General features: G+C 52.6%; 26 protein-coding genes and 1 tRNA gene. 9 read left to right on the top strand and 18 right to left on the bottom strand.

Annotated elements, in window-relative coordinates:
• Positions 1-7: 7 nt before the first annotated feature.
• On the top strand, positions 8-682 hold the full coding sequence (locus OVA10_RS25480; RefSeq protein ID WP_268197217.1) for an urease accessory protein UreF: 675 nt from the start codon (positions 8-10) through the stop codon (positions 680-682).
• Positions 683-691: 9 nt separating this feature from the next.
• Entirely contained in the window at positions 692-1,309 is a 618-nt protein-coding gene (gene ureG, locus OVA10_RS25475) for an urease accessory protein UreG (protein WP_102104800.1), read from the top strand.
• A 74-nt stretch (positions 1,310-1,383) separates the two neighbouring features.
• Here the strand turns inward: ureG and tsaD are convergent, their stop codons facing one another.
• Positions 1,384-2,397, bottom strand: coding sequence for a tRNA (adenosine(37)-N6)-threonylcarbamoyltransferase complex transferase subunit TsaD (gene tsaD, locus OVA10_RS25470; protein WP_100778874.1), 1,014 nt, complete (start codon positions 2,395-2,397; stop codon positions 1,384-1,386).
• Positions 2,398-2,624: 227 nt separating this feature from the next.
• Between tsaD and rpsU the strand changes: the two genes are divergently transcribed.
• From rpsU to rpoD, 3 genes are all read left to right on the top strand, one after another.
• The gene (rpsU, locus tag OVA10_RS25465; RefSeq protein ID WP_001144069.1) at positions 2,625-2,840 is read left to right on the top strand and encodes a 30S ribosomal protein S21; all 216 of its coding nucleotides are present in this window, start codon (positions 2,625-2,627) and stop codon (positions 2,838-2,840) included.
• A gap of 237 nt (positions 2,841-3,077) precedes the next feature.
• Complete coding sequence (gene dnaG, locus OVA10_RS25460) at positions 3,078-4,823, top strand: DNA primase (RefSeq protein WP_100778873.1); 1,746 nt, start codon at positions 3,078-3,080, stop codon at positions 4,821-4,823.
• Between the two features lie 206 nt (positions 4,824-5,029).
• Positions 5,030-6,877, top strand: coding sequence for an RNA polymerase sigma factor RpoD (gene rpoD / locus OVA10_RS25455; protein ID WP_100778872.1), 1,848 nt, complete (start codon positions 5,030-5,032; stop codon positions 6,875-6,877).
• Positions 6,878-6,954: 77 nt separating this feature from the next.
• Here the strand turns inward: rpoD and mug are convergent, their stop codons facing one another.
• The gene (mug, locus tag OVA10_RS25450; protein WP_100778871.1) at positions 6,955-7,461 is read right to left on the bottom strand and encodes a G/U mismatch-specific DNA glycosylase; all 507 of its coding nucleotides are present in this window, start codon (positions 7,459-7,461) and stop codon (positions 6,955-6,957) included.
• A gap of 125 nt (positions 7,462-7,586) precedes the next feature.
• On the opposite strand from mug, the gene OVA10_RS25445 reads away from it, so the two are divergent.
• Together OVA10_RS25445 and OVA10_RS25440 are read left to right on the top strand one after the other, a co-directional pair.
• Positions 7,587-7,662, top strand: a tRNA-Ile gene (locus OVA10_RS25445).
• 298 nt (positions 7,663-7,960) lie between these two features.
• Positions 7,961-8,320 carry a hypothetical protein gene (locus OVA10_RS25440; protein WP_268197216.1) on the top strand — a complete coding sequence of 120 codons (360 nt, stop codon included), beginning with the start codon at positions 7,961-7,963 and terminating at the stop codon, positions 8,318-8,320.
• Here the strand turns inward: OVA10_RS25440 and OVA10_RS25435 are convergent.
• The 11 genes from OVA10_RS25435 to OVA10_RS25385 form a co-directional block, all read right to left on the bottom strand.
• Complete coding sequence (locus OVA10_RS25435) at positions 8,317-8,514, bottom strand: hypothetical protein (RefSeq protein WP_202713399.1); 198 nt, start codon at positions 8,512-8,514, stop codon at positions 8,317-8,319. The two genes, OVA10_RS25440 and OVA10_RS25435, sit on opposite strands and share 4 nt — an antisense overlap.
• Positions 8,515-8,762: 248 nt before the next feature.
• A complete protein-coding gene (locus OVA10_RS25430) occupies positions 8,763-10,109 on the bottom strand; it encodes a S49 family peptidase (protein WP_268197214.1) in 1,347 nt (448 codons plus the stop codon).
• 10 nt (positions 10,110-10,119) lie between these two features.
• Entirely contained in the window at positions 10,120-10,455 is a 336-nt protein-coding gene (locus tag OVA10_RS25425) for a head decoration protein (protein WP_268197213.1), read from the bottom strand.
• 9 nt (positions 10,456-10,464) lie between these two features.
• Positions 10,465-11,493 (bottom strand): major capsid protein, encoded by a 1,029-nt coding sequence (locus OVA10_RS25420; protein WP_268197264.1) that lies wholly within the window; start codon positions 11,491-11,493, stop codon positions 10,465-10,467.
• Between the two features lie 23 nt (positions 11,494-11,516).
• On the bottom strand, positions 11,517-11,744 hold the full coding sequence (locus OVA10_RS25415; RefSeq protein ID WP_268194901.1) for a hypothetical protein: 228 nt from the start codon (positions 11,742-11,744) through the stop codon (positions 11,517-11,519).
• A gap of 1,111 nt (positions 11,745-12,855) precedes the next feature.
• A complete protein-coding gene (locus OVA10_RS25410) occupies positions 12,856-14,613 on the bottom strand; it encodes a DNA primase family protein (protein WP_268197212.1) in 1,758 nt (585 codons plus the stop codon).
• Positions 14,610-14,870: a hypothetical protein gene (locus tag OVA10_RS25405; protein WP_202713304.1), complete on the bottom strand. Its 261-nt coding sequence runs from the start codon at positions 14,868-14,870 to the stop codon at positions 14,610-14,612. Before OVA10_RS25405 ends, OVA10_RS25410 begins: the two co-directional genes overlap by 4 nt.
• A 5-nt stretch (positions 14,871-14,875) precedes the next feature.
• Positions 14,876-15,079 (bottom strand): hypothetical protein, encoded by a 204-nt coding sequence (locus tag OVA10_RS25400; protein WP_268194908.1) that lies wholly within the window; start codon positions 15,077-15,079, stop codon positions 14,876-14,878.
• Positions 15,076-15,270 (bottom strand): hypothetical protein, encoded by a 195-nt coding sequence (locus OVA10_RS25395; protein WP_268194911.1) that lies wholly within the window; start codon positions 15,268-15,270, stop codon positions 15,076-15,078. Before OVA10_RS25395 ends, OVA10_RS25400 begins: the two co-directional genes overlap by 4 nt.
• Positions 15,263-15,445: a hypothetical protein gene (locus OVA10_RS25390; protein ID WP_174339210.1), complete on the bottom strand. Its 183-nt coding sequence runs from the start codon at positions 15,443-15,445 to the stop codon at positions 15,263-15,265. The genes OVA10_RS25395 and OVA10_RS25390 overlap by 8 nt, the downstream gene beginning before the upstream one ends.
• Positions 15,438-15,728: a host cell division inhibitor Icd-like protein gene (locus OVA10_RS25385; protein ID WP_268194915.1), complete on the bottom strand. Its 291-nt coding sequence runs from the start codon at positions 15,726-15,728 to the stop codon at positions 15,438-15,440. Before OVA10_RS25385 ends, OVA10_RS25390 begins: the two co-directional genes overlap by 8 nt.
• Positions 15,729-15,917: 189 nt before the next feature.
• On the opposite strand from OVA10_RS25385, the gene OVA10_RS25380 reads away from it, so the two are divergent.
• On the top strand, positions 15,918-16,091 hold the full coding sequence (locus OVA10_RS25380) for a YlcI/YnfO family protein (RefSeq protein WP_202773700.1): 174 nt from the start codon (positions 15,918-15,920) through the stop codon (positions 16,089-16,091).
• 288 nt (positions 16,092-16,379) lie between these two features.
• On the opposite strand, the gene OVA10_RS25375 is transcribed toward OVA10_RS25380, so the two are convergent.
• The 4 genes from OVA10_RS25375 to OVA10_RS25360 all read right to left on the bottom strand — a co-directional run bounded on the left by OVA10_RS25375 (position 16,380) and on the right by OVA10_RS25360 (position 19,315).
• Positions 16,380-16,580 carry a helix-turn-helix domain-containing protein gene (locus OVA10_RS25375; RefSeq protein WP_202666257.1) on the bottom strand — a complete coding sequence of 67 codons (201 nt, stop codon included), beginning with the start codon at positions 16,578-16,580 and terminating at the stop codon, positions 16,380-16,382.
• 102 nt (positions 16,581-16,682) lie between these two features.
• The gene (locus OVA10_RS25370) at positions 16,683-17,321 is read right to left on the bottom strand and encodes a hypothetical protein (RefSeq protein WP_268197211.1); all 639 of its coding nucleotides are present in this window, start codon (positions 17,319-17,321) and stop codon (positions 16,683-16,685) included.
• Positions 17,318-18,724, bottom strand: coding sequence for a tyrosine-type recombinase/integrase (locus OVA10_RS25365; RefSeq protein ID WP_268197210.1), 1,407 nt, complete (start codon positions 18,722-18,724; stop codon positions 17,318-17,320). Before OVA10_RS25365 ends, OVA10_RS25370 begins: the two co-directional genes overlap by 4 nt.
• 267 nt (positions 18,725-18,991) lie before the next feature.
• Positions 18,992-19,315 carry a DUF1889 family protein gene (locus OVA10_RS25360; protein WP_100778837.1) on the bottom strand — a complete coding sequence of 108 codons (324 nt, stop codon included), beginning with the start codon at positions 19,313-19,315 and terminating at the stop codon, positions 18,992-18,994.
• A 270-nt stretch (positions 19,316-19,585) separates the two neighbouring features.
• Between OVA10_RS25360 and OVA10_RS25355 the strand changes: the two genes are divergently transcribed.
• Positions 19,586-20,755, top strand: coding sequence for a DNA repair protein (locus tag OVA10_RS25355; RefSeq protein WP_268197209.1), 1,170 nt, complete (start codon positions 19,586-19,588; stop codon positions 20,753-20,755).
• Here OVA10_RS25355 and OVA10_RS25350 read toward each other — a convergent pair whose 3' ends face one another.
• A complete protein-coding gene (locus OVA10_RS25350; protein WP_268197208.1) occupies positions 20,756-21,520 on the bottom strand; it encodes a siderophore-interacting protein in 765 nt (254 codons plus the stop codon).
• Positions 21,521-21,641: the final 121 nt, after the last annotated feature.

Raw genomic sequence — 21,641 nt, 5'->3', positions numbered from 1 at the left:
TGAAGGAATGGAGCACAACCGCCAGCAGTTACGCCTGATGCAGCTCTCCAGCAGCAGTCTGCCGGTCGGCTCTTTCACCTGGTCCCAGGGGCTGGAGTGGGCGGTGGAAGCGGGCTGGATTTCCACCGCGGCTGAGTTCAGGCAGTGGCAAATTCAGCAGATGGAGCGAAATTTTTTGTGCGTCGATTTGCCGCTGTTTATCCGTCTGTATCGCGCCTGTGAGCAGCACGACATTGCCGCCGCAAAACGCTGGACGGCGTATTTGCTCGCCTGCCGCGAAACGCGTGAGCTGCGTGAGGAAGAGCGCAATCGCGGCGCGGCCTTTACCCGGCTGATTAAGAGCTGGGAGCCGGATTGCCCGCCCGAGTGGTTACCGCTGTTTTCCAGCAGCCAGCTGTGCGGCATGGCGTGGCTCGGTGTGCGCTGGGACATTGACGTCCAGGCGTTAGCGTTGAGCCTTGGCTACAGCTGGATGGAGAGCGCCGTCATGGCGGGCGTAAAACTGGTGCCGTTCGGACAGCAGGCCGCGCAGCAGTTGATTATCGAATTGAGCGACCATTTTGCTGCAAAGCTCGGTCAGGCGTGGGAGCGCAGCGATGACGAGCTGGGGGCGGCGACGCCGCTCTCGGCCATCGCCTCTGCGCGTCACGAAACACAATATTCACGGTTATTCCGATCCTGAGGATTTTTTATGGCTGAATACAAACATCCCCTGCGCGTGGGCGTGGGTGGCCCGGTCGGGTCGGGTAAAACCGCTCTGCTGGAATCCCTGTGCAAAGCGATGCGCGACACCTACCAGCTCGCCGTTGTGACTAACGATATCTACACCAAAGAGGATCAGCGCATCCTGACGGAAGCCGGGGCGCTGGAGCCGGATCGCATTGTCGGCGTGGAGACTGGCGGCTGCCCGCATACCGCGATCCGCGAGGATGCCTCCATGAATCTCGCCGCCGTTGAGGCCTTGAGCGAGAAGTTTGGCAATCTGGATCTGATTTTTGTTGAAAGCGGCGGCGATAACCTGAGCGCCACCTTTAGCCCGGAGCTGGCGGATCTGACGATCTATGTGATTGACGTTGCCGAGGGGGAAAAGATCCCGCGCAAGGGGGGGCCGGGGATCACCAAATCGGATTTCCTGGTGATCAATAAAACGGATCTGGCGCCGTACGTCGGGGCGTCTCTTGAGGTGATGGAGCGCGACACAAACCGGATGCGCGGTGAACGCCCGTGGACCTTTACCAACCTGAAAGCAGGCGACGGGTTAGCGAAGATTATAGATTTTTTAGAAGTGAAAGGGATGCTGAAGGTTTAAGCGGGATTCGCAGGCATTGCAGGCCGCATATTTGTTGGCCCGGTGAGCGTTGCGCCACCGGGCAAGACAGACACTTACGCCGCAGGCAGCTCCGCCAGCGGCCAGCGTGGGCGCACAGAAACGCTCAAATCCGCCGTCGCGCCTGCTTTCGCACGCACCATGCCCGCGTAAGCGATCATCGCGCCGTTATCGGTGCAAAATTCCGGACGCGCGTAAAACACTTCGCCGCGACGTTTTTGCATCATCTCCGCCAGCTTCGCGCGCAGCGTACGGTTAGCGCTCACGCCCCCCGCCATCACCAGGCGCTTAAAGCCAGTCTGATCCAGCGCGCGTTTGCACTTGATCATCAGGGTATCCACCACTGCATCTTCGAAGGCGCGAGCGATGTCAGCGCGAGTCTGATCGTCATTTTCATTGTTGCGAATGGTATTCGCCGCAAACGTTTTCAGGCCTGAGAAGCTGAAATCCAGCCCAGGGCGATCGGTCATCGGACGCGGGAAAACAAAACGTTTTTCAACGCCCTGAGACGCCAGTTTCGACAACATTGGGCCACCCGGATAATCCAGGCCCAGCAGTTTGGCGGTTTTATCGAAAGCTTCACCGGCGGCATCATCAATGGACTCGCCCAGCAGTTCGTACTCGCCTATACCGGTCACGCTGATCAACTGGGTATGACCGCCGGAGACCAGCAGCGCCACAAACGGAAACTCAGGCGGATTCTCTTCCAGCATCGGTGCCAGAAGGTGCCCTTCCATGTGGTGAACCGCAATCGCCGGAACATCCCACGCAAACGCCAGCGAACGCCCTACGGTGGCACCAACCAGCAGCGCACCGACCAGACCCGGGCCTGCAGTATAGGCAACCGCATCGATATCTTTTGGGGTCAAACCGGACTCTTTCAGCGCCGCCTGAATCAGGGGAACTGTTTTACGCACGTGGTCGCGCGACGCCAGCTCCGGCACCACTCCGCCGTAATCAGCGTGTAATTTCACCTGACTATACAGTTGGTTGGCTAACAGACCTTTTTCGTCGTCGTAAATGGCGATGCCGGTTTCATCGCAGGATGTTTCAATACCCAGTACACGCATGGCTTAATTTACCTCTTTTCTGTACCGCGCAGTGTAGGGCGAATGCGGGTCGATGTATACCCTGAGGGGTGAGTTCGTGTATACTCTTACCCCTTACAAAAGTCCCGTTCAAAAACGGCATTGGTGCTTTACAAAGCAGCATGAGTTGCAGTAAAATTCCGCACCATTTTGAAATAAGCTGGCGCCGATGCCAGCGGCAAACCGAATTTATCAAAGGTGAGAGTTACATGCCGGTAATTAAAGTACGTGAAAACGAGCCGTTCGACGTAGCACTGCGTCGCTTCAAGCGTTCATGCGAGAAAGCAGGTGTTCTGGCGGAAGTTCGTCGTCGTGAGTTCTATGAAAAACCGACTACCGAACGTAAACGCGCTAAAGCTTCTGCTGTGAAACGTCACGCGAAGAAACTGGCTCGCGAAAACGCACGCCGTACTCGTCTGTACTAATCTGTTGAGGGCACACGCCCTCAATGGTCAGACTGAGTTATAGTCGTAAGGCCGTGCTTCCGGAAGGAATGCGCGGCTTATTTTCGTTTATGCGTTAGCAAATACACAAAATCATTCAAGACGCATCACGGCGGCAAGGGAGTGAATCCTCAGCGCTTACATCAGTAAGTGACAGGGTTAACGAGCGCAGCCAACGCAGAAGCAGCTTGAGGGATAAGGTGTAATTTTACGGGGCCTATGGCTGGACGAATTCCACGCGTATTTATCAATGACCTGCTGGCCAGAACCGACATCGTCGATCTTATCGACGCGCGGGTAAAGCTCAAAAAGCAGGGCAAGAACTACCATGCGTGCTGTCCGTTCCATAACGAAAAAACCCCCTCTTTCACCGTAAACGGTGAAAAACAGTTTTACCACTGCTTTGGCTGTGGCGCCCACGGGAATGCTGTCGATTTCCTGATGAACTACGACAAGCTCGAGTTCGTGGAAACCGTCGAAGAACTGGCGGCGATGCACAACCTTGAAGTGCCTTACGAAGCAGGCAGCGGTCCGAGTCAGATAGAACGCCATCAACGACAAACGCTTTACCAGCTGATGGACGGTCTGAATTCGTTTTACCAACAGTCTCTTAAGCAACATGCAGCTGAACCTGCGCGTCAGTATCTGACACAGCGCGGATTGAGCGACGATGTGATTGCGCGTTTCGCTATTGGTTACGCCCCGCCCGGCTGGGACAACGTATTAAAGCGTTTTGGTGGCAATAGCGAAGATCGTAAATCTCTGATCGATGCCGGCATGCTGGTGACAAACGATCAGGGACGAAGCTATGACCGTTTCCGCGAGCGGGTGATGTTCCCCATTCGCGACAAACGAGGCCGGGTAATTGGTTTTGGTGGACGCGTGCTGGGTGACGGCATGCCGAAATACCTCAACTCCCCGGAAACCGATATTTTCCACAAAGGTCGCCAGCTGTATGGCCTTTATGAAGCCCAGCAGGATAACGCTGAACCCCGGCGTTTACTGGTGGTCGAAGGCTATATGGACGTGGTCGCGCTGGCGCAGTACGACATCAACTACGCGGTTGCGTCGTTGGGAACGTCCACCACCGCCGACCACATTCAGCTCCTGTTCCGGGCGACGAACAATGTCATCTGTTGTTATGACGGTGACCGTGCCGGACGCGATGCCGCCTGGCGTGCGCTGGAAACTGCACTACCTTATATGACCGACGGGCGCCAGCTGCGCTTTATGTTCCTGCCCGACGGTGAAGACCCGGATACGCTGGTACGTAAAGAGGGCAAAGCGGCGTTTGAAGCGCGGATGGAGCAGGCTCAGCCACTCTCCACGTTTCTGTTTAACAGCCTGATGCCGCAGGTGGATTTGAGCACGCCAGACGGACGCGCCCAGCTGAGCACGCTGGCACTGCCGCTGATTTCTCAGGTTCCGGGCGAAACGCTGCGCATTTACCTGCGCCAGGAGCTCGGCAACAAGCTCGGCATTCTGGATGACAGTCAGCTTGAACGTTTAATGCCTAAACTGGCTGAAAGCGGTGCGGTTCGCCCCGCGCCACAGCTAAAACGCACAACCATGCGTATACTGATAGGGTTACTGGTGCAAAACCCTGAGCTGGCGCCGCAAGTGCCGCCGCTCGCGGGGTTGAACCATGAAAAGCTGCCAGGACTTGGCTTATTTTCAGAACTGGTCAACACGTGTCTGTCGCAACCAGGTCTGACTACCGGCCAACTGTTAGAGCACTATCGCGGCACAAAAGAGGCCGCCACCCTTGAAAAACTGTCGATGTGGGACGATATAGCTGATAAGGACATTGCAGAAAAAACGTTCACCGACTCACTCAACCATATGTTTGATTCGATGCTTGAACTGCGCCAGGAAGAGCTGATTGCTCGCGAGCGTACACATGGCTTAAGCAGCGAAGAGCGCCGGGAACTCTGGATGTTAAATCAGGAACTGGCGAAGAAATAAACTGAACAAAAACCGTTCACGTTGTATCAAAGCAGAGACAACGTGAAGGATGCAGCATTTAACGGCTTAAGTGCCGAATATCGATCGGGAAGCCCCCGGCAGCCGCACTGAGAGGCAGCGGCAAAAATATAAGTACGCCCTCGCTTCAAAGGTTGGCAGCGACACCGCCGACACCAATTAAACGAATTAAGTGTGGATACCGTCTTATGGAGCAAAACCCGCAGTCACAGCTGAAACTTCTTGTCCAACGTGGTAAGGAGCAAGGCTATCTGACCTATGCCGAGGTCAATGACCATCTGCCGGAAGATATCGTCGATTCAGATCAAATCGAAGACATCATCCAAATGATCAACGACATGGGCATTCAGGTGATGGAAGAAGCACCGGATGCCGATGATCTGTTGCTGGCTGAAAACTCCAACAACACCGACGAAGATGCAGAAGAAGCCGCTGCACAGGTGTTGTCCAGCGTTGAGTCTGAAATCGGGCGTACCACTGACCCGGTGCGCATGTACATGCGCGAAATGGGCACCGTTGAACTGTTGACCCGCGAAGGCGAAATCGACATCGCGAAACGCATCGAAGATGGGATCAACCAGGTTCAGTGCTCCGTTGCGGAATACCCTGAAGCGATCACCTATCTGCTTGAGCAGTACGATCGCGTCGAAGCCGAAGAAGCGCGTCTTTCTGACCTGATCACCGGTTTTGTCGATCCGAATGCTGAAGAAGATCTGGCGCCAACCGCGACCCACGTCGGTTCTGAACTGTCTCAGGAAGAGATGGATGATGACGAAGACGAAGAGGAAGAAGACGGCGACGATGACAGCAGCGATGACGACAACAGCATCGATCCTGAGCTGGCGCGCGAGAAGTTTGGCGAACTGCGTACCCAGTACGAACTGGCTCGCGACACCATCAAAGCCAAAGGCCGCAGCCATGCCGCCGCTCAGGCCGAGATTCAGAAACTGTCTGAAGTCTTCAAACAGTTCCGCCTGGTGCCGAAACAGTTCGACTACCTGGTGAACAGCATGCGCGTCATGATGGACCGCGTTCGTACTCAGGAACGTATCATCATGAAGCTGTGCGTTGAACAGTGCAAAATGCCGAAAAAGAACTTCATCACTCTGTTCACCGGCAACGAAACCAGCGAAACCTGGTTCAACGCGGCTATCGCGATGAACAAACCCTGGTCTGAAAAACTGCACGACGTGGCTGATGATGTTCAGCGCGGCCTGCAGAAACTGCGTCAAATCGAAGAAGAGACCGGCCTGACTATCGAGCAGGTTAAAGATATCAACCGTCGCATGTCCATCGGCGAAGCGAAAGCCCGTCGTGCGAAGAAAGAGATGGTTGAAGCTAACTTACGTCTGGTTATTTCTATCGCGAAGAAATACACCAACCGTGGTCTGCAGTTCCTGGATCTGATCCAGGAAGGTAACATCGGTCTGATGAAAGCGGTTGATAAGTTTGAATACCGCCGTGGTTACAAGTTCTCCACCTACGCAACCTGGTGGATCCGTCAGGCGATCACCCGCTCTATCGCGGATCAGGCGCGCACCATCCGTATCCCGGTGCATATGATTGAGACGATTAACAAACTCAATCGTATCTCCCGTCAGATGCTGCAAGAGATGGGCCGCGAACCGACGCCAGAAGAGCTGGCTGAGCGCATGCTGATGCCAGAAGATAAGATCCGTAAGGTGCTGAAAATCGCCAAAGAGCCTATCTCCATGGAAACGCCAATCGGCGACGATGAAGATTCGCATCTGGGTGATTTCATCGAGGATACTACCCTCGAGCTTCCGCTGGACTCTGCGACTACCGAGAGCCTGCGTGCTGCCACTCACGACGTTCTGGCGGGCCTCACCGCGCGTGAAGCGAAAGTCCTGCGTATGCGTTTCGGTATCGATATGAATACCGACCACACGCTGGAAGAAGTGGGTAAACAGTTCGACGTTACCCGCGAACGTATTCGTCAGATCGAAGCGAAGGCCCTGCGCAAACTGCGCCACCCGAGCCGTTCTGAAGTTCTGCGTAGCTTCCTCGACGATTAATCGGCTCTGAAAAGTAAAAAGCTCCCAACCGGGAGCTTTTTTTTCGTCCTTTTTCAGCACAGCAGAACCACAACCCCCTAGCGCCCTCGCACCATCAACGCCTCATCGAGTTCGCGATAGGCTTCGACCAGCTTGTCGAGCGTCGCCCTGTTCAGCCCACTCGGATTTGGCAGCACCCACACCTGCGTCATGCCAATCGTAATCCTCTGTTTTCCCCACTGCGCCCCGCGCTGGCTAAAGGCCTGCTCGTACGCCTGCTTGCCAAGGATCGCCAGCGCCGAAGGCTGGTAATCTTCTATTTTCTTCACCAGTTCCCGCCCGCCGCTGCGCAGCTCATGCAGATTCACCTCTGTAGCCTGGACTGTCGGGCGCTCCACCAGCATGGTAATGCCGCAGCGAGTATCCAGCAGATGCTGCTCCTCTTCAGGCTTCAGCAGCCGATCGGTGAATCCTGCCTGATGAATGACCTTCCAGAAACGATTTCCCGGATGGGCAAAGTGAAAACCTGTATGGGCGGAAGACTTGCCTGGGTTGATCCCGCAGAACACCACCCGCAGCCCCGGTGCCAGAATATCGTTGATCATCTCACTCCCCGATGAATGTATCTTGTAGTTAGTATAAAGGATTGATAATGCGTTGTTTATAAAAACAGCAGGCAGGAGGGAATGGCTGGATTGCAGCAGGGAGTTACTTTATAATTCACCGCCACGGCCCCTTAGCTCAGTGGTTAGAGCAGGCGACTCATAATCGCTTGGTCGCTGGTTCAAGTCCAGCAGGGGCCACCAGACACCGCAAGGGCTGGCGCTTAACGCGCTGGCCCTTTGTTTTTTCCGGGGATACTTCGGGGATACTTTCAGGCGGGATTCATGGTGTTCCATGGTGAGTTTTTGACCGAAAAAAAACACCTCAGGAAAAAATTTTATTTTCAGCACGGAAAATCAAAGTGATCTTCTTTTTAGCTCGCTTTTTGAACTGCGAAAATTTCGTAGTTGCCGCCATCAATTAACGCCCCCCCTCAGCGCCATGCTCAGCCGTTTTCTTATTGTATGATAGTGCTATCCCACAATAAGGAATCAGCCAGCCATGAGAATGACCAGCCGTAAAAAAGAGATACTCAGTTACTTCGATCCGGAGAACCTCGAATGGGTTAGAGGTGAGATTGGTTCGCCTCCGCTCGACGTGTCCGGCATTGCCTACCTGCTCCACGGCATGGCGTCGTTCGACACCCGGCATCAGCTCGAATCCACCAGGCGCACGCTGGAAACAATGGTTGCTGGTGGGCTACTTGAGCGGGTGACGGTACATGAATCGCGTCAGGTGCGTAGCGGAGGCGAGACTAGCGCTACTGTCGTGCGCTACGGGCTGCCCGGCAGGTGCGCTGTAACGCGCGATACTGGCGGCGCTGATAGCGCGATTGATGGGGAGTGCGAGCGATTGGATTAGCGCCGTGGCGCTGGCTTCTTCCACTGGTAGGCGGGCGATCTGAGTTTCTGCATGAATCGTTCACGGTTGGCAGTGTGGCTGTTGATGAGGCGTATCATCTCCCGGCGCTCAAACGACGATACAGCGTCAACCGCTGATCCGGTATCAGTACCGGACAGAAAGGCCGCTGCAAGCTGTTTTTTATTAACGTTCATGCAATACCTTTGATTAAAAAATGAGTTCCGACATGAAATGAATGAAATGAGCCAAAAACGATGCTACGCATGTCGGTTCTTTAAAAAATAAAATCCAATTAAAACATAAACTTAAATCCATTTAGTACCGACACGCTTTTTTCCGTGGAAAATTTTCATAAATAGCGAATCCATGCGGATAATTCACCCTCGGTGCTCTCAAGTGCTGGAAAGTACCTTTTCGGAGGGGGGTATCCCCTCCTCGCACACTATCGGCTCCCGTCTCTGGCCATTCGACGCAGGTCACGAAGCGTCTCGCTTTCATCTTCATCCCCACCGGCAACATCATTCCCCGCACAAGGGGCAGCGTCGGAGGCCATAAAGCGCTCAAAGCTGGCCGCCAGCACGCCGCTGCCGTTCGGCGCTGGTGCGAGAGAAAGCAGCTCTACAGCTCGCTCTTGCGTCATGCCTGGCTGTGTGGAAAGCGCTGCCGCCAGTGCCTCGCGTCCTTTCGCCGCATCGCTTGAGATAATCGCGTTTGAAGTAATTCCGTCCGGAACGCGCTGACCTTCAGATGATACAGCCTGCATAACCGCCATAGCCTGATCGACACTGGCGTCTGTGAACAGCGCCAGAGCATTGGCTAACTGCACGTTACCGCGTGCTGCCTCGCACGTCATGATTGACGCGATACGCGCCTTTTCATCGTTCATCTCCACTCTATTAACCCTTCCTTTAAATTGTTCACTCATTATTCCGATTGCATCCATGCCGTTCACCAGCTCATGAGCCAGTCCAATATCAACGGATTCCTTCCCGTCATACACCGCCGCTTCTGTTGCCAGAATTTTAGCCACAGAAAGCCCGGTATAACTTGCCACTTTTTCGGCGAAAACCTGCCTTGCTGCATTCATCTTCTTAGAAAAATCAGCCCTGACGCTATCAGGTAGTGCGCTGTACGGGTTGCCGTCCACCTTGTGATCGCCTGAGTAGATCAGCGTGATATCCACCCCGACGTTTTTCATCTGCTCTGAACGGTTAGCGTGTGCCATAAGCACGCCGATTGAACCCATGCGCCCCGTCTGCGTCGTCAGTCGCCGCGTACAGGCCGATGCCAGCAACATAGCAGCAGAACAGGCCATATCATTCGCAAGCGCCCAAATAGGCTTTTGCTGGCGCATTCTGGCTATCATGTCGGCACAGTCAAAAGCACCCGCCACCTGACCGCCAGGGCTGTCGATATCCAGCATGACGCCACGCACCTCCGGATCAGCCATCGCCTGATCCAGACGCGCGATAATTCCATCGTAGCCGGTCATACCAGAGAAGGGGCGCATTGCCCCCAGCTTGTGAACCAACGTCCCTGACACCGGTAGCACGGCGATACCGTTGCGTACTTCGTAGAACCGCGCAGCCTTGCGATCGCCTGACATAAACGACGCTGTTACCGCCTCCATGTCCTGCGCACTCAGAAGGGCGTTTTCCTGCGGGATAATGAGGCTTTCAGTGCCAATCTCTTTACCCAGTGCCGAAAAGAAAACCCGCGCGTAGGCGGGTTCTAACATCAGGGGTTCGTTAAACGCCGTACTGGCAATGTGCGCCAAATTACGAGACATAAAACCTCACTTAGCCAGCCAGGGGCTGAACAGAGAGCGCGGAACCAGCAAACGCAGATAGTTTTTTCTCGAACGTGGTGACATTTTCCGGCCAGTTGACGATATCGGCGTTAAACGTTCCGGTTTTATACACCTGTGCACGGCGCTGGTTGGCCGTGTCGATAGCAAAGCTTGTCAGATACACAGCAGCGCCAGCGTTAACACCGTCCCATGGCGTAACAAGGCCGCTGGTCGGCTCGACCATCAGCGGCGTAAACGCCGGGATATTACCCGTGTTAAGCAGGCAGGCCAGCGTCGTACTAACCTCTGCCGTTCCTGAGTAAAGTTCTGAGTATGGAACGCCCATTTTTTCCCCTTATGCGACGATGACAGTAACGAATCGGTTGATATTCACGGGCACCGGCTGCGGGCAAGAATGCGTTTGCACAAACTCCATGCCCGGGTCGCCCGTTTCCGTCCAGTTTCGGATGTAATACTGCACCTGAGTAAGCCCTTCACGGACTGCGTGCTGATCCTGAATGGCACCGTAGGCCATTACGCCAGTGTTTTTCGTGTGGCCGAATACCATCATATTCGGATCAAGGTACGGCTTTTCTTCGCTGGACTCGGATTCAGCATACAGGCCGCTGTAAACAATAATCGCAACGTCGCCGTAATACCCCTTGAGTGAGACGACCTCACCCACGTTTTTAAGCGCCAGCTCCAATTCAGAGTTTGAGCCTCGACGCGTGTCCAGATACTCGCGAAACTTCTTGAACGAACGCAAAAGCCGCCAAACCTCTTTACCCATGACAATGACGTTAATCGGACCGTTGGCGCTTTCTCCATACAATTCGAGGTCGTGGTACGGATCAAAGGTTTCCGCGTCCTGCACTGACCACGCTGCACTACCGGCCTGGGTGATGATGTTCATGTCACCGATAGCCCAATCAATTTCGTAGCGCTCGATGCCATCGCCCTCGATGATGTTCTTACCCGTGGTAATGGCATTCACCGCCAGCCATTCGGCGCGGGCTTTGATAGCGTTCGTTTGATTGGCCAGAGAATTATTGATGTGCTTTGTGCGGCGGTAAGACGGTGATGCAGCCAAACCAATCGGCTCACCGGCCATTCTGGAAAACTCTTTTGACGGGTCGATCGCGTGCTTAGGCTTCTGATAGCCCGGCTTAAAGCTGTGCGTGCTGAAACCTTTGTCACGCTGAACGCTGGCACCAACCATCGGGGAACAAAACGGACTCATGACTACCTTCTGTTCATCCAGACGATCAAGCATGATTTCAGGCGTCGAAAACAAAACGACCTTGGGAAAAAACAGCTCTGTGAACAGCGGTCTAAACTTAAAGCGGATATTCGCAGGGTCATCTACCAGCTTCATCATTTCCATTGGCTGCACATTTTCGAAAGGCATTACTTTTCCCCTTTCAACGCATTGCGAACCAGGCGGCGGACAAAATGCCCCACAGAAGGCGAATCAACGCCCAGCGCCTCGCGCTTTTCTCTGTCGATTTCAAGCAGTTCCTCAATTTTGGTGACTAAATCGCCGTCAATGTAAACAGAGCGCCCATTACGGCGTCGGTCAAGGGTGATATCTAGCGCTTCGTGAAGTCTGTCTACCTGTGTTTTATCTTCTTTCATGTTGGGTCTCTTGGGTGAAAATCTAAACTGTATGAAAAAACAGTGTTGATCAAAATGAAATGAAAGGCAACTTCGTTTCATAAAATGCAACGACAGGTGTCAGAAAAAAATTCTGATGCAGAACTGCCATAAAAGCACCTCAGGTTGTTGTATTTATTTTTGAAGTCCGCACAGGGCAAGGGCTGGAGTGAAATGACAAAACAACAACCACCCCCTTAAAAATTTTCATAAATAGCGAACCCGTGCGAGTTTTTCACCCTCGGTGCTCTCAAGTGCTGGAAAGTACCTTTTCGGAGGGGGGGGTTGGGGCGACCGTTAAGCCGCCTCTTCAGGGAGGTCCGTACGTATTACGTCCGAACTTAAAATTAGTGTTGCTGAAACTAAGAAAAATTAAAATATAGGGGAAAACTGTCTACCACTGTCTACCTTGAAAATTATTTATTAATTTCATTAACTTAAGTGGTCGATAGTTGGTAGACAGTTGACCTTAACTCTCTACCCAAGTCTCTACCATTGTATAAAATAACAACAAAAGGTAGACAGTAGTCGAGAGTAGTAGACAGTTATTGGTGAAACTGTCTACCCAACTAACCAACTAATAAATAAAGCTTTTTAACCATATTTTTATACTGGTAGACAGTAGTAGACAGTTTTCATATTAAAATAATTTTCCTCCCAACATCAGGACGTAAAAAAGGCGACCGTTAAGCCGCCTCTTCAGGGAGGTCCGTACGTATTACGTCCGAACTTAAAATTAGTGTTGCTGAAACTAAGAAAAATTAAAATATAGGGGAAAACTGTCTACCACTGTCTACCTTGAAAATTATTTATTAATTTCATTAACTTAAGTGGTCGATAGTTGGTAGACAGTTGACCTTAACTCTCTACCCAAGTCTCTACCATTGTATAAAATAACAACAAAAGGTAGACAGTAGTCGAGAGTAGTAGACAGTTATTGGTGAAACTGTCTACCCAACTAACCAACTAATAAATAAAGCTTTTTAACCATATTTTTATACTGGTAGACAGTAGTAGACAGTTTTCATATTAAAATAATTTTCCTCCCAACATCAGGACGTAAAAAAGGCGACCGTTAAGCCGCCTCTGTTTATCATTCCTGCTCGCCACCTCCCGTCGCTGCGGGTAGCCATTCGTCTGCTTCATCCTTCAGCACCACATTGGAGGCAATCCGGCCCTTGTCAGGGTTTCTGGTTCTCTGCTTGCGTAGGTACTCTTCCCCGTACTCTGCCATCATTCCAGGCATATCCCTGCCGAAACTGGTAAGCGACATAGTCTTGTTCAGACCATGCGCCGCCATATAGGCCAGATATGCGTGATACAGGTAGCGCCGTGGGCTGAATGGCGTTATCTCTGCATTGCCTATTACCATCCCGTCACACTCAACCAGCGTCATAAGGTAGCCGCAGAAGTCCAGCAGGGAATCACCCTCACGCTTCACGCTCAACGCCTCCTCTGATTTGCGCTGCTCTGCCAGAAGCTGCCGCGCTTCGTCCTGCCGGGCAAACCGGGCCATCAGGTGGCGGATAATCACGGGCAATTCAGCCTCAATTTTCTCCACCAGCATCGGATCGCGCTTCTCCTCGCTCACCACCTCTGAAAAATTGAATATCACCCGACGCCGGGAAATTCCGCCGCTGCGGTCGCTGAATGTCATGGCATGGTTATTCACTGCCAGCACTACCGCCGGGATCCGTACCGAATATGGCGCTTTGTGCTTCGGGTCAATTGATACCCGGTCACCGCCCGTAATGGCCTTAATCCCTGCCCCATCGCCAGCATAGCGGGTCATATCCGGCATGATGATCAGGGAGTAGCCGACCACCAGTGCACGCTCTCGCGGCTTTTCCAGCGCATCCATACTCGCCGATACGGTGTTTCCCTTCCCTGCCAGCATGGTGCAGATCTCCGCCATGACGCTTTTCCCACTTCCACCCGGCCCCGTTACTTCAAGGAATAGCTGCCAGTCGTACCGGTTCGCCATCACCATATACAGGGCCGCCAGCAGGCGCTCCGCCTTTTTGCCGTTCGCGGCGGTAGAGTGCTGCAGCCAGCGCCAGAAGTTTGGCGCGTTGTTCTCCAGGCTCTCGCCGTTCTCGGCCGCCACAAAATCCACCTCACTGGCGATCAGTAACCAGTCCTCCCGCTGGTGCGCGCGAAACTCACCCTTACTGCTGTCAAATACGCCATTACGGAACCCGATAAGGTGCCGGGCTGTTTCCCCCATCTGTGGCAGGCTCAGCTTCATGGTGTCCACGGCGTTCTTCATCGCGGTCATGGAGTAAGGCGCATCGGCTTCAATGAATATCGCCGCCATCTGGCGAGTCAGTGCCTTATCAGTGACGGGCGACCAGATCACACCGTTGTAATGGTGAACGGTGTCAGACTCTTGATGCAGCGCCAGCAGGCCATCATAGTGATCCAGCAATACCTCACCGCGCTGGCTTGGCCCCATCTGGTTAAGCGAGGACGTAGCCGCGTCCGTAACGCGCTTTTTCTTCTCCGGCTTCGGCTGCGGAAATACCCGGTTGATTCGCTCTGCATCGCAAAGAAGCTCCTTCACCTCGTCGCCAATAATCGCGGCCACCAGCGCAGTACGGTTTTCTTTCTGCTTTTTGGTGTCAGTCAATACCAGACCTTGATCGCACAATTCCTCATAGCTTGGACCATTTCCAGCGACGAACTCAAGCAAGCGTCGCGCCAGTACCCCATAAGGTGAGGTCTTATCACGGTGACGGGCTACCGCTGCGTCTGCACCTTTTTTATCAATAGAGTGACCATGCACCCAGGAATACACGCAGGAAAACAGCGCGTCGGAAATTTCTTCCGGCTTAATTGCAACCCCCGTCATTTCAGAAGACCTCTATCTTTCAGAATATTGTTGTGTACTACAGCTAAAAATGCAGTGCTCCTTTCAACCCTCAGTTGCCAGCGCCTGAAACCAGAACGGGTAACACAATCAGGGAAGACATAAATAACTCCGCGATGGGAAAACATGTTTTCAGCCGTCAAATTGATAACCAACTCAGAATTTATTCCCCTGCACGTAAACACGATTTCAGGTCGAGCGCGACCGCCAGCAAAAAGCCGGAATAATTTTTTCAGCATGATTTTTATTCCTCTTTAATATCTACTGCTTTTTGCAGGTGTTCTTTGGATTTATATACCAGGCTGCGTATGGCGGCCACGCAGTTACATTCGTGTTCGTCGCCTTTGCCGAGGCATTCCATCCAGATTTCCAGAATAGCCAGCGCCTGATCGCTGTAAGCCAGCGCATTTTCAGCTTGGATCAGAACTTCAAAAGGAACCTGTCTCATTTCGTTTCACCCATACCCAGCTCGGCGATTAATGCCAGGCGAATTTCTTGGTTAAAATCACAGGCGATTGAAATCAAATCAATCAGCACTGGATGGCATTCTTTATTAGCCTTATCCAGAATGATCTCGAAGAGTGAGGCAGCCAACGTTGCTTTATATTCTGCCTGGTCAAGGCTGATTGGCTCACGCATTTTGCGCCCCCTGAATAAAAGTGATACGCACGTGTTTATAGCCCGCTGCCTGCGCCAGTTGCTGCGCTGTTGTCCTGGCTTCATCTGCGCTTGCGCTGGTCATTGTGTAATGAATGCCTACCGTGTGACCGCGCTTGTTTACGCCGTATCCGGCGACATGGAAGGTTTTACGCATGGCGTACCCCCGCCATTTCTCTGAGTGAATCGCGGGCATCGGTGCCCATCAGCGACCAGAGATAATTACCTTCCATGAAATGATAATTCAGCGGGCTGGCCGTCCTGATTTTCGCGGCGAACGTCAGATCCCACGACGGAAACGCGTCACGCGCTGCCTCTTCGGTGTCTGCCTGTGTGCGCAGGGTGACAGGTTGCCCCGTCCACTCCTCGCCCTTAGGCTGCCCCAGAAAGATCCAGCTAAATGCTGGCTTTTGGTCTGTGGTAATATTGGCTGTAGCCATTGCGTTACTCTCCATTGCGTTTGTGGTTAGAAGCCCGGTTAGTGCTGGTAACACTTCTGGGCTTCGCTCTTTACTGGTGAATCGCACCATTGATTTATAAACTACCCTCAAGTGAATCGCACTTCAAGTGCTTTCAATAAAGTTTTTTTTGCGTATACTGAATCGCACCAACCATAAGGAGATCCAGTAATGGCAACTAGTTCAACAAACAACAAGTCACAGCAGCTTAATGCAAGATTCCCTCATGAAGTTGTCAAAGAGTTAGAAAACAACCTCGAGGAAGGCGAGACAAAAGCGCAATTTATTGTCACCGCCGTGAAAGGCGAAATAAAACGCCGCCAGCGCCGCAAAAAGCCGGAGTAAGGCAGATCCCCGTCGCTACCGCCGACCACCAGCAAACAGCGATGAAAAAATATAATTTTGCTGTATATCATTGTTTTCATTACCGGAGGTCACAGTGACCACTGACATTTCTCAGCGTAATATCCTGCTGAATGGGTGCTCTCAAATCGCTTGCTGCACGCCGTTTACCCCTGGTAGAATCGGCGGCGTTAGTGGTTAAAGGCAGTAATAACTCAGGTGTGACAGAAAAACGTTCACAAGGGCGCTCCAGCAATGGGGCGCTTTTTGTTTGCCCAATGGCCGACACCATTACGCTGACGTTCTGACGGATGCCAGATACGCATCGAGATCTGATTGCATGTAGATCGTCTTTTTACGTCCGACCTTGTAGAAGGGTATTTTTACGCGACCTGAGCTGTGCCAGTTCGCCAGTGTGCGAGGGGCTACGCCGATGTAGTCAGCGGCCTCCGGGCGGGTGAATTTCTTATCTGTAGAGTGATTGGTATTCATGGTTCCTCACCGTGTTTGATGGATAACAACGGTGAGGATTATTGAAATTAGCTGAGTAGAAAAAAAGTGGGTTATCCGGATATTATGGGGATTATCCGGATACTACCCCATTAATGTGAATGTTGTTTTCCGCACAGGACCTTCAGGGCGCAACGCAGCATCTTTAAGCCATCCCTCTATCGCCTCCCTGCTCACACCCTCGCCAAAATAACTATCCAGCGCCTTAGCCATGCGGGCATAACTTATAGTGGGGAAATGCTGCCATGTTATTGTTGCTTTCCTAATTGCCTCATCATAAAAGCGATGTTTTTTCCTCTTGGAAGATATTTCCTTTTGCCTTTTTGATATAATTAACTTCTCGATATTAGACTCAAAATCCTTAAATCCTTTATAACAAAAATAATCGGAAATTATTATATCCATGGCGCTTTGTAATGCATTTTTATTTGTATTAAGTAAAACTTTGACCTTAGAGTCATCGGAGCACACAAAATCAAAGAAACCGACAAGCTCCTTGTAATTTTTCTCCCTAATAAGTTCAAAAGCTTTTGATTTATCACCAACGCAAATTGCAACTATTGTTTTAGACTTTGAAATTTTATTACCAGCATCAAGGTAATCATTAATGCCTTCATCAACAAATGCACTAAAAACATTCTTTGTAACGTCTAAAGCCCCTTTAGATTGCTGATTAATGATTGTGTGGTATTGATTTAAATAATCAAACAGTTCTCTGTTCATGCTTTTTTCTCGCTGCCCTGTACGTTGAGGATATCGAAAAGCATCCGGCGCTTTTCCTCGTCGCTCATGGAACCCATGACGGCCAGCAGCTGTGCGTCGAGGTTTCCGGTTTTCTCTTTGCGCCCGGCGTGCTCCAGAATGGCGCTTTCTATTTTTTGTGCTGGCTCGTACAGCTCGTCAGCGGAAAAATGCAAATAGCCCTGGGTAACGTCAGCGCTGCGCATGGTTTTGTGGTTCATCAAGCGCTTAAGGATGTACGAACCAACGCCCACCAGCTCCGCCACGCTGCCGAACGTGCGCCGGGCATCATGGCAGGTGAATTCGATTGCTGGTCTGCCATCTCTGGCCGTCTCCTGGCTTATGCGGTCTATCACCCGGCGCGGATCGGAAATAATCCCGCCCTTCACCGCCGGAAATACGTAATTGCTGCAACTGTCTGCCCGCCGGCGCTCAAAAATGGCGTAAAGCGTATCGGTTATCGGCAGCTCCAGCGGGTCGCCGTTCTTCGTTTCGTCTATCCAGAAATAGCGACCGGACATATTTACGCGCGGCCACTCCAGGCCGAAAACCTCTGAGCGGCGTAACCCCGTAAATAACGCAACGTCGAGCGCGTCACAGACCGATACGGCGTAATCATCCCTTATGCTGGCTGAGTGCTGCCGGACGGCCTCCACAGCATCCAGCCAGCGTGACAGCTCGTTATTACGTATGCGGGTAGTCTTTCGCGTCGTACCGTGCCATTTCCGTTTCGTGCTCAGCACCATGGTTGGCGGGTCGGGCAGCAGACGATTGCCGTCACCATCACGGTAGTGATCGTGTGAATACCGGTACACCGCCCGCAGTACCCGCGCCCACAAATCCGCCTGGGATTTGCTGCCCGTGGCGATGCCCGCCCGCTGGTGTTTATCCCCGAACCAGATCCCGCCGTCGGTAATGGCCTTGTGCCTGGCCTCCACCCTTTCGCGGTCAATGGACGCCAGCGGCGTTTGCAGCCAGTCGCCGGAAAAGTTGCTGATAATCCCCTGGTACTGGTCAACGGTCGTTTTCTTGATACGGTGTGCGCGGGATTTGATGTACTCCGCCAGCGCGTCACCCAGCGTGATGGATTTATTTTTTTCATCACGTCGCTGATCGTTCGGATTGTTTCGGCTTATCGCCACCTCGCCCAGCGTTCTGGCGGCCTGTTCCCTCGCCTGGTCAACGGTGAGATCCGGAAACTTACCCAGCGTCACCCGGAAAAACTTCCCGTCTCGCTTCCTGACCACGCAAAAGCTCTTATTGCCGTTAGAGGTAATGCGCAGCCTCAACCCGTTAACGAGGCTGTCAGAGTATTCGACGCGTTTACCGTTTTCCGGTATCTCGAGATCGAGCAACGCCGATTTGGTGAACCTGATTGTTCTCATGATTTTTTCTGACCTAAAATCCGGGGATACTTCGGGGATACCTCGGAGGGGTAAAAGTGGGTAATTTTAGGTCATTTCGGTGAAGTGGCGTAGTCTCTAAATGCTTGTTTTTCAATGAAAGTGAGAAATAGTGATATATATCACCTAAAACTCATAATCGCTTGGTCGCTGGTTCAAGTCCAGCAGGGGCCACCAAACATAAAGGGCTTACGCCAAAACGTAAGCCCTTAGTTTTTTCAGGATTCATGAATCAGCGGCGTGGATAACTCACACGAGCTCCCGGAGTTGCTCCTGCATATACGCAGAAAAGTATTCAGGGTTCTTGATAACGACATGGTCAGTTGAGTTAATTTTCTCAGCCCATCCGGCGACTTTTTTGGTGAAGTCCGGATCCCATCCCTCCTGGCTGCCGCGCGCCATCACATCAGCGGCGCTGGCTGGTGTACCCAACTCTTTCAAATACTTGAATATTCCCTTCGCGGTACTTTCGTCCATCGACTGCGGCACTGACGCGGAAGTGTCCATACCACCAATGAAATCCAATGCTTTCTCAATGACTGTTGGCATACTCTTATCCTTAAAATTAACCATCTGGTAACGACGCTTTACCAGGGCCTGAAATTGATCGGAAATTCAAAGAGATTGTCACGGTACCGGAAACACCTCTCTTACCCTTGAGCGCTCCGGTACATTCATAAAGCATTGCACAATCCACACACCCGAACCATTAACCCCCTCACAAACATCTAAAACTAAAGAAATCCCTCGTCGCGCCGATCATCATCCGTGTGTATTATTTCCTGTAGCTCTTACCACAACTAACCTTAACTCAAATACTTAAGCGCTAAAGCGAAAGGCATCATGAGCACACCGATCAAGCGGCTAGAAATCATAAAAAATGCCATTGAACTGGAAGATGACGACATCATTTACAGTCAGCTGGCACGGCTGAAAAGTGAAGCGTTTGACGATGAGCTACAGGCGATCGTCGCGGCGCTTGAGAATAAGAACTACACGGCAGCGATGGCTGCCATCACTGCCTGGTTGCAGAGTCAGCGCTCACTGACCCAGTGGCGCGACCCGCAGGTGGCTGCCAGCAAACTCGAATTGAGAGCATTAGAAGAGCGTCTGCGCGATCTGATTGACCGCCGCAACGCCCGCGTGCAGCAGCTCGACGAGTTCAACGATCTCTATTTCTCCCGCCTTGGCCCGCTGATGTCACAAATCCTGCAACTGCGCAAAACCCTGGCGGAGCTGAACCTGCGCCGCCAGCAGGCGGAGGCGCGTCGTCGCGAAGAGGATTATCGCCGCTGCCAGCAATATATGGCGCAGGCCGTAGAAGTGCTGGCAACGCTGACTCAGCGCTGGCGCGCCCTGCCCGCCGACTCCGTGCAGGCCGCCGAGGCGCGTAAGCATCTGCAGCAGCAAAGCGATCTGATTGCCAATCTGCTGGCCGAGGCGCAAGAGCTGGAAATGGGCTTAACGCGCGAAGAGGAGCCAGCGCGTCAGGCGCGGGACGAGGCCAACGAAGAGTATGAGAAATATCGCGAGCAGCACCACGATGCTGAAGTGCGTCTGCGCAAAGGCAAAGATCTGTCGGAAGAGGATCAGAACGAGCTGAAACGGCTCTGGCGTCAGGCCAGTAAGCTCTGCCACCCGGATCTGGTGGCGGACGATCTGAAAGAAGAAGCTAACTCCATGATGGTGCAACTCAACCAGGCCAAACAGCGCGGCGATGTGAAAGCCATTCGTTCGCTGGTTGCGCGTCTGCAGCAGGGCTTTGAGCCGCTAATGGCAAGCGACCGCCTGAACGATCTGGAACGTATTCGCAAAAAAATGGCGCAGGTACGCGAGCAAATCGACACATTAGTGAACGAACTGGCAGAGCTGGAAAAAGAAGAGTCCTGGCTGCTGGTCTCCTCGCTGAGCAATATGGAGACCTATTTTGCCCAGCAGGAGAAAGCGCTGCACGACGTGCGCGCCGCGCTTGAACATCAGGTGAACGCAGCGCAGCTCGACGAAGTGGCCTGATTACTTCGCGTGCCAGTACGCGCTGGCACGCACCAACTGTGGATCAATCGCGTCGGTCTCAAACTGGCGGCTCAGGTTTTTCACCACCTTCCCTTCCCCGGTCAGCCAGATAAAGTAATCCCCGGCAGGCACGTTCAATGTCGCCAGCCGATCCGCCACCGCCTGCTCGCTGTGCCCGACAATCCAGGTGATGTTGAAATCACGCAGATGCGCCAGATAGTCCTTATACGCTTCGTCACCCACGGTCACCACTGCGTGAATCTCCGGGCGAACCGGTAGCTGTGCGATAGCCTCCAGACGGCGACGCAGCGCAGGCATTCCGGACTCATCACACACGTACAGCTGCCAGGCGTAATCTTCAGGCACAACCAGCGATCCGCGCGGGCCGCCGATCGTCAGTTTATCGCCCTCTTGCGCCTGCACCGCCCAGTTGCTGGCGACACCGCCATCGTGTACGAAGAAATCGAGCACCAGTTCGTGGCGTGTTTCGTCGTACAGCGGCGTGTAGTCACGCGCCATAGGACGCACACCGTCGCCCCAGTCGATGCCTTCGTCAGTGACTACCGGCGGGACAAAGGTCGCGCCCGGTGCCGGGAAAAAGACTTTGGTGTGGTCGTCAAAACCCTTTGAGCTAAAGCCCTCCAGCGCGTCGCCGCCTAAGACAATGCGTTGAAAGCCAGCGCTTATACGCTCAACGCGGAGCACGGTCAGCTCGCGAAAGCGCAGTTCATTGCGTACACGTTGTGGGTAGCGGGTCGATGTCATGTTTCTGCCTTCGTGAAGTGAATACGATATATCTAAATTAATTTTAAATGATAATGATTGCTAACAAACGAGATTGCAAGTCTTTTTTTGATATAGCTATCACAAGGATTTCTCGCTACAC

Origin of the sequence: Lelliottia sp. SL45 (assembly GCF_026672535.1) — a bacterium.
In the GTDB taxonomy this organism is placed as follows: domain Bacteria; phylum Pseudomonadota; class Gammaproteobacteria; order Enterobacterales; family Enterobacteriaceae; genus Enterobacter; species Enterobacter nimipressuralis.
The sequence above is the reverse complement of the archived record's forward strand: the minus strand, read 5'-3'. Positions and strand labels throughout refer to the sequence as shown.

Bases quoted from the DNA above. Each gene is read 5' to 3' on its own strand.
- OVA10_RS25420 (WP_268197264.1), bottom strand. From the start codon at position 11,493: ATGGAAATGATGAAGCTGGTAGATGACCCTGCGAATATCCGCTTTAAG.
- OVA10_RS25430 (WP_268197214.1), bottom strand. From the start codon at position 10,109: ATGTCTCGTAATTTGGCGCACATTGCCAGTACGGCGTTTAACGAACCC.
- OVA10_RS25390 (WP_174339210.1), bottom strand. From the start codon at position 15,445: ATGCGTAAAACCTTCCATGTCGCCGGATACGGCGTAAACAAGCGCGGT.
- OVA10_RS25425 (WP_268197213.1), bottom strand. From the start codon at position 10,455: ATGGGCGTTCCATACTCAGAACTTTACTCAGGAACGGCAGAGGTTAGT.
- tsaD (WP_100778874.1), bottom strand. From the start codon at position 2,397: ATGCGTGTACTGGGTATTGAAACATCCTGCGATGAAACCGGCATCGCC.
- OVA10_RS25480 (WP_268197217.1), top strand. From the start codon at position 8: ATGGAGCACAACCGCCAGCAGTTACGCCTGATGCAGCTCTCCAGCAGC.
- OVA10_RS25395 (WP_268194911.1), bottom strand. From the start codon at position 15,270: ATGCGTGAGCCAATCAGCCTTGACCAGGCAGAATATAAAGCAACGTTG.
- dnaG (WP_100778873.1), top strand. From the start codon at position 3,078: ATGGCTGGACGAATTCCACGCGTATTTATCAATGACCTGCTGGCCAGA.
- OVA10_RS25370 (WP_268197211.1), bottom strand. From the start codon at position 17,321: ATGAACAGAGAACTGTTTGATTATTTAAATCAATACCACACAATCATT.
- OVA10_RS25385 (WP_268194915.1), bottom strand. From the start codon at position 15,728: ATGGCTACAGCCAATATTACCACAGACCAAAAGCCAGCATTTAGCTGG.
- OVA10_RS25440 (WP_268197216.1), top strand. From the start codon at position 7,961: ATGAGAATGACCAGCCGTAAAAAAGAGATACTCAGTTACTTCGATCCG.
- OVA10_RS25365 (WP_268197210.1), bottom strand. From the start codon at position 18,724: ATGAGAACAATCAGGTTCACCAAATCGGCGTTGCTCGATCTCGAGATA.
- rpoD (WP_100778872.1), top strand. From the start codon at position 5,030: ATGGAGCAAAACCCGCAGTCACAGCTGAAACTTCTTGTCCAACGTGGT.
- OVA10_RS25415 (WP_268194901.1), bottom strand. From the start codon at position 11,744: ATGAAAGAAGATAAAACACAGGTAGACAGACTTCACGAAGCGCTAGAT.
- mug (WP_100778871.1), bottom strand. From the start codon at position 7,461: ATGATCAACGATATTCTGGCACCGGGGCTGCGGGTGGTGTTCTGCGGG.
- rpsU (WP_001144069.1), top strand. From the start codon at position 2,625: ATGCCGGTAATTAAAGTACGTGAAAACGAGCCGTTCGACGTAGCACTG.
- OVA10_RS25375 (WP_202666257.1), bottom strand. From the start codon at position 16,580: ATGAATACCAATCACTCTACAGATAAGAAATTCACCCGCCCGGAGGCC.
- OVA10_RS25355 (WP_268197209.1), top strand. From the start codon at position 19,586: ATGAGCACACCGATCAAGCGGCTAGAAATCATAAAAAATGCCATTGAA.
- OVA10_RS25400 (WP_268194908.1), bottom strand. From the start codon at position 15,079: ATGAGACAGGTTCCTTTTGAAGTTCTGATCCAAGCTGAAAATGCGCTG.
- OVA10_RS25380 (WP_202773700.1), top strand. From the start codon at position 15,918: ATGGCAACTAGTTCAACAAACAACAAGTCACAGCAGCTTAATGCAAGA.
- OVA10_RS25360 (WP_100778837.1), bottom strand. From the start codon at position 19,315: ATGGTTAATTTTAAGGATAAGAGTATGCCAACAGTCATTGAGAAAGCA.
- OVA10_RS25405 (WP_202713304.1), bottom strand. From the start codon at position 14,870: ATGCTGAAAAAATTATTCCGGCTTTTTGCTGGCGGTCGCGCTCGACCT.
- OVA10_RS25350 (WP_268197208.1), bottom strand. From the start codon at position 21,520: ATGACATCGACCCGCTACCCACAACGTGTACGCAATGAACTGCGCTTT.
- ureG (WP_102104800.1), top strand. From the start codon at position 692: ATGGCTGAATACAAACATCCCCTGCGCGTGGGCGTGGGTGGCCCGGTC.
- OVA10_RS25435 (WP_202713399.1), bottom strand. From the start codon at position 8,514: ATGAACGTTAATAAAAAACAGCTTGCAGCGGCCTTTCTGTCCGGTACT.
- OVA10_RS25410 (WP_268197212.1), bottom strand. From the start codon at position 14,613: ATGACGGGGGTTGCAATTAAGCCGGAAGAAATTTCCGACGCGCTGTTT.